This window comes from Pseudomonas sp. DSP3-2-3, from assembly GCF_049898225.1.
In the GTDB taxonomy this organism is placed as follows: domain Bacteria; phylum Pseudomonadota; class Gammaproteobacteria; order Pseudomonadales; family Pseudomonadaceae; genus Aquipseudomonas.
Window position 1 is genome coordinate 226464 of sequence record NZ_JAFCXH010000004.1, and the last position, 13905, is coordinate 240368.

Sequence of the window (13905 nt, forward strand, 5' to 3'; positions counted from 1 at the left end):
AGGTATAGCACAAGCGCGTAATCACCCATTGACCTGGATCAACTGCAGCGGCGTCGCCTACCGATACCCTCGCGCCTGCAAGTCGAACAGCGTGGCATAACGCCCACCCGCAGCCACCAGGCTGGCGTGGTCGCCGCGCTCCAGAACCCGGCCCTGATCCAGCACGACGATGTGGTCGGCATTGCGCACGCTGGAAAAGCGGTGGGAAATCAGCAGCGTCATGCGGCCCTTGGCGTACTCGCGAAAATGCTCGAACACCGCCGCTTCAGCGCCGGCATCCAGGGCCGCCGTAGGTTCGTCAAGGATCAGGATGTCGGCGTTGCGGCGCATGTAGGCCCGGGACAGGGCGATTTTCTGCCATTGGCCGCCGGACAACTCTTGGCCGCCGGCAAACCAGCGGCCCAGTTGCGTGGCGTAGCCCTTGTCCAGCCGTTCGATGAACTCCGCCGCCATGCCCTGGCTGGCGGCATCACGCCAGCGCTGTTCTTCGCCGAAGGCGTCGATGTCGCCGACGCCGAGGTTCTCGCCAACGATGAACTGGTAGCGAATGTAGTCCTGGAAGATCACGCCGATGCGCCGCCGCAGCGCATCTTCGTTCCAGTCGTTGAGATCGCTGCCGTCGAGCAGTATGCGTCCTTGATTCGGTCGATACAGACGGGTCAACAGCTTGATCAGCGTGGTCTTCCCGGAGCCGTTCTCGCCCACCAGCGCAACGCTGCGCCCGGGTGCCAGATGCAGGTCAATGTCTTCCAGGGTCGTATGGCTGGACCCCGGATAGGTAAAGCTCACGCCTTCGAAACGCAGACCATCGCCGGGCAACGCACCTTCGGTTACACCGCCAACTTCCACGGCGACCGGTTGCCCGAGATATTCGTACAGATCAGCCAGATAAAGGCCGTCTTCGTAGAGCCCGCTGATGGCGCTCAGGCTGCTGCTCACCGCACCTTGTCCTTGCTTGAACAGCACCAGATACATGGTCATCTGGCCCAACGTGATCAGGCCATGCACCGCGTCCACGACAACCCACGCATAAGCGAGATAAAACGCCGCAGTGCCGAGCAGGCCCAACAGAAATCCCCAACCGTCGCGGCGCAGGGTCAGGCGGCGGTCTTCGGCATACAGGCGTGCGAACGTGTCGCGATAACGCTGCAGCAACAACGGCCCGAAGCCGAACAGCTTGACCTCTTTGATATAGGTTTCATGGGAAAGCAGCGTTTCGATGTAGTTCTGCTGGCGACTTTCCGGGGCGCGGCGAGTGAACAAGCGGAAGGCATCGCCGGAAAAATGCGCTTCGGCAAAAAATACCGGCAAAGCGCCCAACACCAGAATCAGCAGCGCCCAGGGTGAGAAATGCACCAGCAGCACAGCGAAGCTGATCAGGGAAATCAGGTTCTGGGTCAGCCCTAGGGATTTGGTCACCAATGCCAGCGGCCGGGTCGAGGCCTCGCGGCGCACTCGCACCAGCTTGTCGTAGAACTCCGAGTCCTCGAACTGGCTCAGCGACAGGGTTTGCGCCTTCTCCAGAATGAGCGTATTGACCTTCTGCCCCAACTGCACCCGCAGCAACGACTGCTGGACCGACAAGGCGCGCTGAGTGCCGGCCAGCAAACCCAGCACGCCCGCTTCCATCAGCACATAACGCAACACTGGCCAGAGCGGCGCGGCGCCGGTGTCGGCATGCAGTTGCATGGCCGCGACCACCGCATCCACGATGCGCTGACCCAAAAAGGCGGCCAGCGCCGGTAGCACGCCCGCCAGCAAGGTCGCGACCACCAGCCCCAACGACAACCCCCGGGAAGTGGTCCAGACCAATCCCAGCGCACGGCGTGCCTGATCGAAAAATGCGGCGAAACGGCTGACAACGGGCATGCGCGGGAAAGCTCTCGGATAAAAACGATGGGATGAACGTCTATCGAACCCGGCGCAACGCAGAGGTTCAGCGGCTAAACTGGGACATCATAAGGCCGTCGCCGAATACCACACTCGATAAATCTCCATCAGTTGGAAGGTGTGCCATGAATGACTTTTACAATCTGCAACGCTTCGTCGACGCCCAGGCCCCTCTTTTCGAGCAAGTGCTGGCTGAGTTACGCGAAGGTAGAAAGAGGAGCCACTGGATGTGGTTCGTCTTCCCGCAGATCAGCGGGCTGGGCCGTAGCGAGACAGCCAGATTCTACGCCATCACCTGCCTTGAAGAAGCGCAGGCCTATCTGCAACACCCGGTATTGGGACCGCGTCTGGAGCTCTGTGCGCAGATCATCGAGCCTCAGGTGCAATGGACTGCCCGGCAGATCTTCGGCTCGCCGGACGACATGAAGCTGCACTCCAGCATGACGCTGTTCGCCGTGGCAGATCCGCAACGACGCATCTTCCAGAATGTGCTGGATACCTTCTTCGATGGCGTGCCGGATCCGTCAACTCTGGACAGACTCAACGCTTGACCCAGAGACCTTTGGGCTGAAAAAAAGCTGGCAAGGGAACTGGCTGTATGCCACCAATGTCATAGCGCTATCACAACAGAGATAGCATGGTTATGGCGAGCGGCCGACATTTTGAGATTCGATACGTTTTCAGGGGGGAAAGAAGAATCTTCGTTCAACCCGATTCAACGATGAGTGACTCCGATGCCTGGTTCTACGCCTGCCTGCACGCCCGAATAGGTGTGCAACACAATCTGTCAAACCAGCGTACCGAGCTGGAAGCGTTGCAACAGCACGCCGAGCGCGCGCAACTCAAGTTGGTCAAATGGGAAGAGCTGCCCTAGCCTCCAGCCCCTTTCGCAACTTTCTGCATACAACGTTCGCGCCGATCATCGACTCGCTGGGCAAACCAGGCTGTGGTGAGATTGCGCGTAATCTTCGGACTTTGCAGGGTGATGCCCGGCAGAATCGCCCGAGGCAGTGATTTACCCGCCGTAGCGTCGGCCAGGGCAAATACCCGCTCATACAATTTGGTGTCTTCGAACTCCAGCGTATCGCCCTGCTTGAGCTGGCTGAAGATCGCTGAGTTATTCATCTCCAGACGCTTGCTCAAGGCACGTATAGCCAGTTCGGTGGAACTGGGCGAGGTCGAGTCGTAGCGAATCAAATCGCCATCCAGTGCCAGCTTGATTCCGGTCGCCTGACTCACTGCGCTTTGAAACGCCGCATTGCGACTGGCATACCAGCCGGCGTTGAAGTCGGCAAAGCGATACAGCGGTGCCGGATAGTTGGCTGGATAACCCAGCAAGTGGGCGATGCCGAAGTACATGCCGCCGCGCCGACTGAACACCTCCTGGCGAATCGTCCCGGCCACCGGATACGGATAGCTTTTCGCCTGTTTTTCGGCGAAGGCAATGCTGACTTGCATCGGCCCGCCGGTGTGAACCGGGTTGAAATTGCCGAACAGGGTTTGCCCCATGGGCACCATGCCGATGAAGTCATCGAAAATAGCGCTGAGCTGTTTCTCGGTGCGCGCCGCATCCAGCCGCGCCGCGTACGATTTACCGTCAGGCGAACGAATCTGCAACGCAGTACGAATCAGCACGCCGGGAATATGCAGGCGGGCGGCACGACGGTCGATCTCGTTACGAGCGATCTTGCCCAGCCCCGGCACTGGCGGATCCACCTGAAAGGTTGACTCCTGCTCGGCGACGGCCAGCACCGAACATAAGTTCTGGGTCGTCGGTGCGATGTCCTGGGCAGTAAACGCAGTCTGGATATCCGCCGCCCAAGCCTCGCGCTCAGGAACCTTGGCCGGCATCAGGCGCAGGATTTGCGCACGGATTTGTCCGGGTGTCAGCTCCGGCCCTTCCTGGCTGCGCTGGGTGCCGCAAGCACTGAGCAACAGTGCGGCGGCCAGGCTCAGCAGCGGCTTGACGGACTTGCGGCCAAACCACGGCGCTTCGATATAAAACAGGAATGATCGATTCAGGTACATGCTTTCCCTGGCGCTTCAGTGAGGATGCCGTCAGCCGGAGCGTTGACTGACGTGAACCCAGTAGACCAGCGCCAGCGCGGGAATGTTCGGGAATATATTCCTGGCGCGAGCTACGCGTCAGAACACCGACCACTCGATCCGCTCGCTGAGTTTCTCCAGCGCCGCCATACCCGCCAGAGAATTGCCAGCGGGATTGAGTTCCGGCGACCAGACGCACACCGAGAACCGTCCCGGCACCACCGCCACAATACCGCCGCCGACGCCGCTCTTGCCCGGCAAGCCGACGCGATAAGCAAAGTTACCCGCTTCGTCGTACAAGCCGCTGGTGGCCATGATCGAGTTGAGTTGCTTGGTCTGCCGGGCGGTAAGAATCTGCTGGCCGCTGTGTACGCAGAATCCCTGGTTGGCAAGAAAGCCAAAGGCCCGCGCCAGATCGACGCAACTCATGCTCATCGCGCAATGGTGAAAGTAGCTGCGCAACACGTCTTCCACGTCGTTATGGAAGTTTTCGAACGACTTCATCAGATAGGCCGCTGCAGCATTGCGCGAGCGGTGCTGGTATTCGGACTCGGCCACTTTCGAATCGGAGATTACCTCCGGGTTGCCGCAGAGCCTGCGCACGAAGTCGCGCAAAGACAACGAAGGCGCGGCGAAGCGCCCCTGGTTGATGTCGCAGATCACCAGCGCCCCCGCGTTGATGAATGGGTTGCGCGGTCTGCCTCGCTCGAACTCCAGCTGCACCAGGGAATTGAACGGCTGACCGGACGGCTCATGGCCCAGCCGCTGCCAGATGTCCTCGCCCGAGTGGCCGATGGCCTGTACCAGGCTGAAGACTTTGGAAATACTCTGGATCGAGAAGCGCGTCGTGGCATCCCCGGCATAGTGCAATTCGCCATCATTGCTGTAGACCGCGATACCCAACTGATCCGGAGCAACGCCACCCAGTGCCGGGATGTAGTTGGCGACCTTGCCCTGACCGATCAGCGGCCGTACTTCATCGAGTATCTCGTTCAACAGCTTTTGCATGGATGCGCTCATTGTTCTTTGGGACCGCAAGCTAGACGACCAACGGTCGCAACGCATCACACCGGCAACTGCGGACAACCCCGCCGGTTCACTCAGCTCCGGTTGCTCAAACAGCTGCTAGGCTCGATCTGTACTCAATCGAGAGGGCTTTCTCGTGACTGCAAAAATCATGCAAATAACCCCGTGCGCAGGCTGGAATTTTATTCACAAGGACGGCCATTCCGGCAAACTTTACATCCACCCGGTCGCGGCCTGGGCGTTGCTGGAAAGTGGCGAAGTAGTGGGGATGATTTCCGGCGATACCAAAGAACCGATGACGCCGGGGAAAACCGCGATGCTGATTCAGCCGCCAGCGGTGGGCGGGTATTACGCGCCGGTGGAATCCTGAGGCGTTATTTGTGGGAGCGGGCTTGCTCGCTCCCACAGGTGAAATGCGGTCATCCCGTGGGACCGGATTTATCCGGGAAGGCGTCGGTGCAGACACCACATCTGCGGCGTCTGTGGGTTGCCCTCAAACATAGAATGTCCTACAGGAGGCATGCGTATTTATCCGTCTCGGGGTCAATGCGGCGTAGGGTTCCGCTCTTACGGCGGGTCCTGCAGCGTTATCACCCTCACTCCACGCGCTTGACCGATATCACCTCGAAATACTTGAATTTCTCCTTGGCCGCCGCCTTCTTCGCTTCCTGCTCGGCATCGAAGGTGCTCAAGGTCTTGGCGTCGTAGACGAACATCGTCTCCTCGCCTTCGAACACCTTGGTGCAGCGCATGGTTACCCGAAGTGCCGGCGATACACGCTTGGCTTTGGGACGCGGGGCTTCAGGCTTAACCTCGGGCTGAGGCGGCGCGATGATGAACTCGGGTTCAGGTTCCGGCGCAACGGTCGGCTCGAGGTCGAATTCGATGACCGGCTCAGGTTGTTCGGCGGGTTTGGCTGGCTCATCAAGGCCCAGCGCCCGGCGCATGTCTTCTTCAGTCAATCCCATACTCATGTCACTTATCTCTTTACCAAATAGCCGTAAGCGGAATGATCAACAGGAAGGCCCAAGAAAACAAGCCAAGGATCGCCGGTGACCGGATAAAAGTGTAAATCGATCCACAATATGCGGCCTTGGTCCCGGATGACGCCCATCAATCAACCTCCGGGCCATTGGCTCGTGACAACAGCGCCCTCGTCCACTAGATTAGGCGCCCCGAAAAGCTCAATGCCTTTCGCGCCTCAAACCCGGTTAACGAAATAGTGAAATTCAATGCCTGATTCCCATACAGAACACGCCGTGACCTCCGCAAAGCTCGCTTACGAAGATGCCATCAGCCTTTCCCAGCACGTGCCTCAGGCCAAGATCATCAGTGAAATGGTGCTTGATACCTTTCAGAGCGCCAAGGAAAGCGATCAGATTCGTCAGCTGCGCGCCGCAATTCGCCAGGCCCAGGACAGTCTTGATGACGACAAGGCCTACGAGTTGATGGGTGAACTCAAGCAGCTCAAGGATGCCGAGGCGTCCGACAGCGCGGCCCTGGCGGATTTGAGCACGCGGTTCTCGATCAGTCGCATCCTGTTCAGCTACAAGGATGACCCGGCATTTCAGGAGTTGGTGTATAGCCTGGCGCTCAAAGTGCTGAACCAGACTCATCAGGCAGTCAGCAATCCGAGTGCCGGCAAAAGCAAGGTCGCCCGGGCCAAGAAGGACGTCGAAGTGTTTTCCATCAGCAAGGATGGCCTCAGCGTCAGCCTGCCGATGCGCACGCCGCGCTCCCGGCCGAACGTCGACCGTGAAGCCTTCGAATTCCTCGGTTTCAGCTTTGTGGGCGAAGGCGACGAGGCGGAACTGGAAAGCGAAACCTTCGTCGATAACGAAGGCAACGAGTTACCGGTGACGCGCAAAAATATCATTACCGCTTTGCAACAGCAGAAGGCGTTTGACGGTTACAGCATCGCCTGACCGTCCTGAAACGCAAAAGCCCGGTCCTGCGACCGGGCTTCAGTAAACAAGCAGCTGATCAGACGCGCCGCACCACCAACTCCACCGCCGCAATCCGCTCTACGTCCTGATAGCCATCTTCAAGCAATTCTTCGCCGAAGACATCCGGATCAATCTCCCGATAGGTCCAGGCCCACGCCGGACCGGCAATATCATCTGCCACGGCCGCCAGGAACGGGTCCGCGCCGTCAACCATTGCCACGCCGGTGTACAACACCAACGCGCCACCCACCGCCAGCCGCTGCAATGACTCGCGCAGGATTCGCACCGACAGATCAGCACCCAGCGCATCGCCACCGTGCCGGTACGCTCGCTGGCGCGCGTCCTTCATGTAGGGCGGGTTGGCGACAATCAGATCGAACTCGCCGTCCACGCCTTGCAGAATGTCACTCTCCAGGCGCTCAACGTTGTCGACCCCGACTACCTCGGCATTGACCTGTGCAAAATGCAACGCCTTGGGGTTGATATCCACGGCAAACACTTGAGCGTGAGGTTGCGCACTGGCAATCACCAAAGCGCCTGCGCCGCTGCCGCAGCCGATGTCCACCGCGCGCTTGATGGGCGTGAAAGTCCTGCTCAACTGGTCGCGAATCGACTGCGCGAAACGGTAGGTATCCGGGCCGAAGAATACCGAATCCTCGTCCGTGGTCGGATACGCCGAATGCGCCAGCAGCAAATCTCCCAGGCTCGACCACCTGACACGACTGATAAAGCCGCGCGCGTGGGCGGCAACAATGCCAGCGGCGAGCAACTCGTCAAGTTCCGCAGCTGGAAATAACCTTTCAGAAAATGGCCGACTCCAGCCGAACACATCCCGCAACGATAACGCTGTTTGATTGCCTTCGCGCGCGTTGACCCGTTGATGAGTCAGCGGCGTAGGCGTGATAAAGCGGTAACCGCCAGCAATGAGGCGTTGCCCGAGTTTCACCAGCGCATCATGAGAAGAGCGCTGGAGTTTGACGTCCGATGTATCAATCACAAAAGCCTGGTTGGCGTTCATGCTCGCTCTCCCGTCAAACGCTCAGCCATGGCTTCGACATAGCGTTTGGTGGCGAACAGTCCGGCGGGAGTCGCGTGCCTGGCGGGCGACATGCGCTCGATCAGGACCTGCATCTTCTGCGCCGCCGTGGCGTTCTTGAAATCGGCCAACAAGCCTCTGACATCCGGATCGACATCTTCGAGCCGCGTGTGCTGGTCAGCTGTGCGCAGGCCATCGTTGCGCGGCGCCGACCTGAAACGCGCGCGGAAAGCGTCTGGTGTCCGCTTGCCCGAGCTCGCCTGCGCCGCCGTGGCGGACCAGTCGCCCGCGATCCAGTCATGCAGCACTTGCTTTTCATAGGCATTGAACACGCCAAACATGGCCGCGCCCGCGCCATCGATCAGCTGCCAGAAGCGACTCTCGGTCGGATCCTGATGGCGTTTGATCCAGCCACGATTTTCCAGCACGGCAAGGAACTCACCCATCTGGTCCGGCTCCGCCAGCCATTGGTTGACGGTCTTGCCATCCAGCCGGCAATAGTCCGAATGCATATGCTGACCAAAGGTCCGCTTGCGCTCCAACAGGGCGATCAATTCCTGCTCCAGATCAAACGCCCGGATCACTGCAGTGGTGCCTGGCCCCAATTCGTTGAGTCGATAACCGTTGGCAATGCGCTGATAGAAATCGTCACGCTGCTCACCCATGGGCAACAAGGCCAGGACGCTTTGCGCCGCCTTGCGCGCATGGCCGGTGCTGGCGTTGTCGATGGTGATGTGCAGCGTGAAATAGTACGGATCGATACCCAGCTCGTTCAGCTCGAACGAGGTGATCAGCAAGTGCAGCGGCAATTGTTCATAACCCAGGTTGTAACCGATCACTTCCGGGAGAAATTGCCCAGCCTGATTGCCGAGCGCCAACTGAATGGCCCCTTGTAAATAAGCTTCGTCATCGAGCCCGTCGCTTAAATCGCATTCCAGGTCCGCCAACAGTTTCTGATACAGCGAAACGTGGTTCAGCGCGGCATCGCCATCGCCCAGTTCTTCGAGATAGGTGCGGATCAGCCCATGAAACCGGTAATCAGCCCAATGCGGCAGCAACCCATACAGCCACGCCCCATCGACCCGTTTGGTCGGCGCGACATGTTGCAGGAAATACATCGCGTGGGCCTTGTTGGTAAAAAACCGGCGAGGCGCCCCGGCACGACGTTGTTCCAGATACGCTGAATACTGCTCGGCAACTTTGCCCACACCTTCGGCAATCCACTGCTCAAGATGTTCAGGCTGATCGGGCAGATCGCAGGGATGCATGTCAGCGAGTTGCAGCTGTTGGCGTAGAAAAGCTGCCGCCTGAGGATCATCCTGCAACATCGGACTGTGCATCAGCGCGTCATAGGTCGCCTTGTAATAAGTTTGCGCAGTTCGGTGAGGCTGAGAGAAAGCGGTCTCTGTCGGCATTTGAAGAGAGGTCATAAATACTTCCTGGCAGTTCCTGATACAAGCAAGACATGCTCACGCGCAGAGACTCACGCGAAAGCGCTTCTTTAAGTCGTTGTAAGAAGGAGTACTGGCCGTTTGGAAAATTCACCGCTCTTGATTGGGGTCCAGATGGATGGTCGAAGGCCACGCCGTCGCCCATCCGAATACAAGGCCTATCCGTAGATAAGCCATTCGTTCGCAGACAAACTGCCTTTCAGTGATCGAGCTCAGTCATGACTGGATGCGAACATGCTCACCGCTTGCACTGCATCACTGGTCCCGGTTCGAATTTGCAGGATAACCGTACCGGCCTGATCAGCGAGGCTGACGCCGCGTTGCGCGCCTTCCTGAGTGGCGTCCATACTGGCGACCGCATTACGGGTTTCGCTCAGGATCATGCCGATCATCTCGGCGATCTCCGCTGTCGAGCGACTGGTGCGCCCGGCCAGTTGCCGGACTTCATCGGCAACCACCGCAAAACCCCGGCCCTGATCTCCCGCCCGTGCGGCCTCGATGGCGGCGTTGAGGGCCAGCAGGTTGGTCTGGTCGGCGATGCCGCGAATGGTGTTGACGATGGCCGTGATCTGCTCGGAACGTTCACCCAGCTGGCCAACCAGTTTCGCCGAAGCGCCAATATTGTCGGCAATCTGGCGCATTTCCCGAGCGGTCTGTTGAATGACTTCCGCACCGTGCTCGGCGACTTTTTCCGTCTCGGCAGAAATATGGTAAGCGCGTGATGCGCCACGGGAATCCGCCTCGAACTTTTCGACCCGATCGCTGATATCGGCGGCAAACTTGACGATCTTGTAGAGTTTGCCGTCAGCGTCGTACACCGGATTGTAAGAAGCTTCCAGCCAGACCACGCGCCCATTCTTCGCCAGTCGCTTGAATTGCCCACTGAAAAACTCACCGGCATTCAGTCGACGCCAGAAGTCGGTGTACTCGGCACTGTTGACCAGACTTGCCTCACAGAACAGGCGGTGTTGCTTACCCTTGAGTTCGGCCGCCCCATAACCCATCACTTTCAGGAAGTTGTCATTGGCGACCAGGACATTGCCGCTCAGATCAAACTCCACGACCGCCATGGCCCGATCAAGGGCGGCCAGCTTGCTACGGGTTTCGGCTTCCTGGCTCACCTTGGCGGTGACGTCCAGCGCATACTTGACCACCTTCAACACCTTGCCCCGTTCATCCGTTACCGGGTTGTAGCTGGCCTCAAGCCAAATGTTCTGCCCCCGGCCAGTGACTCGCTGGAAGGTACCCGAAACATATTTGCCGGCCCTGAGCTGCGCCCAGAACTCGCTGTATTCCTTGCTGCGCGTCAGGTTCGGCGAACAAAAGTCCTGGTGGGACTTGCTCAGCAACTCATCCTCGCGATAACCCATGGTCTTGAGAAAATTGTCGTTGGCGCGCAGCACTTTACCGGTGAGGTCGAACTCCACCACCGCCATCGAACGCTCAAGTGCCGCAATCAGTCCTTTGAACTCCACAACCTCGGCCGTCCTGGCCGCCAGTTCGTTTTTTAGAAGTGTGTTGAACATGACGTACCCTCAGCGATAGCAGAAACCAGCGAGCTCTTAACGTAACTATCGGCGGGGAGTGGGCGAACTGAAGCAGACCTAAACAGTTAAGAATTGACGTCAACCATAAGTTATTAGCCAGCTAACAACTTACAGTGACTAAGTTACCGCGAGATAGCGCTTATGATTGTTAAACCGATTGTTACTCATCAGACATCGCATAAGACTTGTATTGGGAAGCATTCCGCGAGGCTTGGTTTTGGATACACGACAGTGCCGCGCCAGGCTGCGGTTGTCATGACCTGATCCGCAGCGAGCGATCAGTCTTTTCACATACCGATAATGGCTTCAAGCCGCCACCCAATTAGCGCCAAGCGCATATTATCAGGCTAAGTTATTAACTTGATGGTTGAACATGCCTTGCATCAGGTTTGCCCTGCGACCTTGTCAACCACAGCTATCCTGCCTGCAGTCGCCCCTGCCATTCCTCCTCGCTGATTACCTCCTGAGTCATTTCGACGAACACCTTTGCCAGTGCGCTGGGGACTTTTTCGGTGGGCAGGATGGTAAAGCCAAAAAACGGAATCACGCAGGTCAACGGCCGGAAAATCAGGCCGGGCGGTGCGTCGAGGGTCGACAGCGGATTGGCGATCGACACGCCCATGCCTTGGGCGACCAGGGCGCAAAGGGTCATGCTGTACGGGGTTTCGATGCTCAACTGACGGCTTACGTCGGCGCGCTCGAAGGCTTCGTCGATAAGGCGACGCGTGCGGTCGACGGCGGACAGGGAAATAAACGGCTCGCCACGCAAGTCTTCAAGGCTGACTCGGTTTTTTACTGCCAAGGCATGGCCCGTGGGCAGTACTGCAACGCCTGGCAGCTGATACAACTGTTGCGCATGCACGTTGGGCGATTCACCAATGCTCGACGCGTAACCGATGTCGCAATAGCCCACTGACGTCCAGCGCCGGACCGTGGCTTCGCTGCGCATTTCCAGCAAGATTGCCACTTGCGGGTAGCGCTTCTTGAAGCGTTTGATCACGCGCGGCAACAGCCCTGCGATGGCCGGAATCGCCGCGATGCGCAAACGACCGGTACCCGAAACGCGAATCTCGTGGGCGGCCTGATTCAGATACGCCAGCCCGCTGAAACTGTGCTCGACCTCCCGATAGAACGCCGAGCCCTCATCGGTAGGCGTCAGGCGACTCGCGCCGCGCACGAACAGCTTGAACTGCAAACGCTCTTCAAGCTCGGTCACCAGCCTGCTGATGCTCGGTTGCGAGGTGTGCAGTTCACGCGCTGCGGCAACCATGGTGCCGAACATCATGACCGCCCGAAATGCTTCAACCTGACGCAAGTTCATGCCATAGACCTATATCACTGGTGAATAGCACACTTGAATATAACAATTGGACTGCATTGCCAAGTCGATCAACACTGAAATCGTTCAGCACATACCCCACCTGGTCGCCGCGGAGTACCTCATGACATATTCAGGTTTGAGCACCACCCTGACTGCTTGCGCTCTGGCGTTGGGCATTTCTGCTGTTAGCGCCGCCGAATTGCCCGCGCTGCCACCGGAAATCGCCGCCAAGGGCGAACTCAAGGCAGGCGTGCGCTGTGACCAGCCACCGTTCGGCTTCAAGGATCAAAACGGCGGCTTTGCCGGTGTGGAAGTCGAGATCGCGCGGCAAATCGCTGAGTACGCCTTTGGCTCCAAAGACAAAGCGATTCTCACCTGTGTCACGGCCGAGAGCCGCATCCCGCAGTTGATGGGCAACAAGGTCGACATGCTGGTGGCGACGCTGGGCATTACCCCGGAACGTGAGCGAGTCGTGGCGTTCAGCAAGCCGTATCGCTGGGACAGCAGCGACATTCTGGTCAAGAACGACAGCCAAACCATCGCCGACCTGGACGGCAAGACCGTCATCGCCCTCAAAGGCTCGACCCAGACGAACACGCCAGCGGCGTGCAGCTGACCAATCTAAACAGCTCGTCGGAAGCCTTGATGGCATTCCAGCAAGGCCGCGCCGACGGCTACGCCCACGATACCGCCACGCTGGTGATGATCGGTGCCCGGGACAAAAGCGTGCGCCGCATCGGCCAGCCTTATGGCATTTCCGAAGCCGCGATTGGCCTGCGCAAGAACGAAGCGGCATGGCTGGCCTATGTGAACGCGGCACTGGCACGCATGCAGGAACAGAATCTCTATAGCGGCTGGATCAAGGCCGTAGCGCCAGAAGGCACCGAGCAGTTCTACCTCGATGGCTTCACCAAGCCGACACCGGTCGCCAACCTGTAACGGCTGATCACCGCTGGCCAGAGGAACGCGCTCATGGATTTCGACATGCACTACCTGTTGCAACAGTGGCCGGCCTTGCTCAAAGGCGTCGGGGTTACGCTCAACGTCAGTCTGGTGGCGATCGGTCTGTCGCTGGTGATTGGCCTGGTCGGCGGCACCCTGCGCTATTTGCAGGTGCGTTGGGCGAGTCCGCTGATTGCCGGTTATGTCGAATTCATCCGTAACACGCCGTTGCTCGGCCAGATGTTTTTTATCTACTACGGACTGCCGGGGCTGGGCGTCCCGGTTTCGCTGTACTGGTCGGGCGTGTTGACCCTGACGCTCTGGGCCGGCGCTTATCAGATTGAAAACTTCCGCGGCGGCCTTGCTTCGGTACCGGCCGGGCTGCGCGAAGCGGCGACGGCCATGAGCCTCAATCGCTGGCAGTTCATGTGGCTGATCGCACGCCCTATCGCCCTGCGCACCAGTTTGCCTTCGCTGTTGAACACCACGGTTTCCCTACTGAAAAACTCGGCCTTCCTGCAAGCCATCGGCCTTGCGGAATTGACCTATGTCGCGGTGAACAAGATCGCCTCGGACTTCCGCACCCTGGAAATGCTCGCCGCCATGTGCGTGCTGTATCTGGCGCTGGTCGGGGCGCTGGCACTGGCTTCGGCCTGGCTCGAAGCGCGGCTGCACAAGCCGTATCGCACCTGAGGGCTGA

Annotated in this window: 15 protein-coding genes and 1 pseudogene; 7 read left to right on the plus strand and 9 right to left on the minus strand. The window is 58.8% G+C overall.

The window, feature by feature from the left end; translation table 11 throughout:
• Positions 1–57: 57 nt before the first annotated feature.
• Positions 58–1869, minus strand: a complete 1812-nt coding sequence (locus tag ACP7E4_RS07010; protein WP_426112684.1) for an ABC transporter ATP-binding protein — start codon at positions 1867–1869, stop codon at positions 58–60.
• A gap of 146 nt (positions 1870–2015) precedes the next feature.
• Between ACP7E4_RS07010 and ACP7E4_RS07015 the strand changes: the two genes are divergently transcribed.
• Positions 2016–2441 (plus strand): DUF1810 domain-containing protein, encoded by a 426-nt coding sequence (locus tag ACP7E4_RS07015; protein WP_426112682.1) that lies wholly within the window; start codon positions 2016–2018, stop codon positions 2439–2441.
• A gap of 92 nt (positions 2442–2533) precedes the next feature.
• Positions 2534–2764, plus strand: coding sequence for a DUF6555 family protein (locus tag ACP7E4_RS07020; RefSeq protein WP_426224880.1), 231 nt, complete (start codon positions 2534–2536; stop codon positions 2762–2764).
• Here the strand turns inward: ACP7E4_RS07020 and ACP7E4_RS07025 are convergent.
• Together ACP7E4_RS07025 and glsB are read right to left on the minus strand one after the other, a co-directional pair.
• The gene (locus tag ACP7E4_RS07025) at positions 2761–3918 is read right to left on the minus strand and encodes a DUF1615 domain-containing protein (RefSeq protein WP_426112678.1); all 1158 of its coding nucleotides are present in this window, start codon (positions 3916–3918) and stop codon (positions 2761–2763) included. The two genes, ACP7E4_RS07020 and ACP7E4_RS07025, sit on opposite strands and share 4 nt — an antisense overlap.
• A 117-nt stretch (positions 3919–4035) precedes the next feature.
• Positions 4036–4944, minus strand: a complete 909-nt coding sequence (gene glsB, locus ACP7E4_RS07030; protein WP_426112676.1) for a glutaminase B — start codon at positions 4942–4944, stop codon at positions 4036–4038.
• A 169-nt stretch (positions 4945–5113) separates the two neighbouring features.
• On the opposite strand from glsB, the gene ACP7E4_RS07035 reads away from it, so the two are divergent.
• Positions 5114–5332 carry a hypothetical protein gene (locus ACP7E4_RS07035; protein WP_426112674.1) on the plus strand — a complete coding sequence of 73 codons (219 nt, stop codon included), beginning with the start codon at positions 5114–5116 and terminating at the stop codon, positions 5330–5332.
• A 226-nt stretch (positions 5333–5558) separates the two neighbouring features.
• Here the strand turns inward: ACP7E4_RS07035 and ACP7E4_RS07040 are convergent, their stop codons facing one another.
• Complete coding sequence (locus ACP7E4_RS07040; RefSeq protein ID WP_426112672.1) at positions 5559–5936, minus strand: hypothetical protein; 378 nt, start codon at positions 5934–5936, stop codon at positions 5559–5561.
• A 258-nt stretch (positions 5937–6194) separates the two neighbouring features.
• Here ACP7E4_RS07040 and ACP7E4_RS07045 point away from each other — a divergent pair, with 258 nt between their 5' ends.
• Positions 6195–6887, plus strand: a complete 693-nt coding sequence (locus tag ACP7E4_RS07045) for a hypothetical protein (protein WP_426112670.1) — start codon at positions 6195–6197, stop codon at positions 6885–6887.
• Between the two features lie 58 nt (positions 6888–6945).
• Here the strand turns inward: ACP7E4_RS07045 and ACP7E4_RS07050 are convergent, their stop codons facing one another.
• The 5 genes and pseudogenes from ACP7E4_RS07050 to ACP7E4_RS07070 form a co-directional block, all read right to left on the minus strand.
• The gene (locus tag ACP7E4_RS07050) at positions 6946–7926 is read right to left on the minus strand and encodes a methyltransferase (RefSeq protein ID WP_426112668.1); all 981 of its coding nucleotides are present in this window, start codon (positions 7924–7926) and stop codon (positions 6946–6948) included.
• The gene (locus ACP7E4_RS07055) at positions 7923–9374 is read right to left on the minus strand and encodes an iron-containing redox enzyme family protein (RefSeq protein ID WP_426112666.1); all 1452 of its coding nucleotides are present in this window, start codon (positions 9372–9374) and stop codon (positions 7923–7925) included. The genes ACP7E4_RS07050 and ACP7E4_RS07055 overlap by 4 nt, the downstream gene beginning before the upstream one ends.
• Positions 9375–9607: 233 nt before the next feature.
• Positions 9608–10183 (minus strand): methyl-accepting chemotaxis protein, encoded by a 576-nt coding sequence (locus tag ACP7E4_RS07060; protein WP_426224881.1) that lies wholly within the window; start codon positions 10181–10183, stop codon positions 9608–9610.
• Positions 10157–10921, minus strand: a pseudogene (locus tag ACP7E4_RS07065) (PAS domain-containing protein); the annotation flags it as partial. The pseudogene ACP7E4_RS07065 and the gene ACP7E4_RS07060, both read right to left, overlap by 27 nt.
• Positions 10922–11357: 436 nt before the next feature.
• A complete protein-coding gene (locus tag ACP7E4_RS07070; protein ID WP_426112664.1) occupies positions 11358–12263 on the minus strand; it encodes a LysR substrate-binding domain-containing protein in 906 nt (301 codons plus the stop codon).
• A 121-nt stretch (positions 12264–12384) separates the two neighbouring features.
• Here ACP7E4_RS07070 and ACP7E4_RS07075 point away from each other — a divergent pair, with 121 nt between their 5' ends.
• Genes ACP7E4_RS07075 through ACP7E4_RS07085 form a run of 3 tightly spaced genes read left to right on the plus strand, consistent with a single transcriptional unit; the run spans position 12385 to position 13898 of the window.
• The gene (locus tag ACP7E4_RS07075; protein WP_426112662.1) at positions 12385–12879 is read left to right on the plus strand and encodes a transporter substrate-binding domain-containing protein; all 495 of its coding nucleotides are present in this window, start codon (positions 12385–12387) and stop codon (positions 12877–12879) included.
• Between the two features lie 29 nt (positions 12880–12908).
• Positions 12909–13202, plus strand: a complete 294-nt coding sequence (locus tag ACP7E4_RS07080; RefSeq protein WP_426112660.1) for a hypothetical protein — start codon at positions 12909–12911, stop codon at positions 13200–13202.
• A gap of 33 nt (positions 13203–13235) precedes the next feature.
• Positions 13236–13898, plus strand: coding sequence for an amino acid ABC transporter permease (locus tag ACP7E4_RS07085; protein ID WP_426112658.1), 663 nt, complete (start codon positions 13236–13238; stop codon positions 13896–13898).
• The last annotated feature ends 7 nt before the right edge of the window (positions 13899–13905 follow it).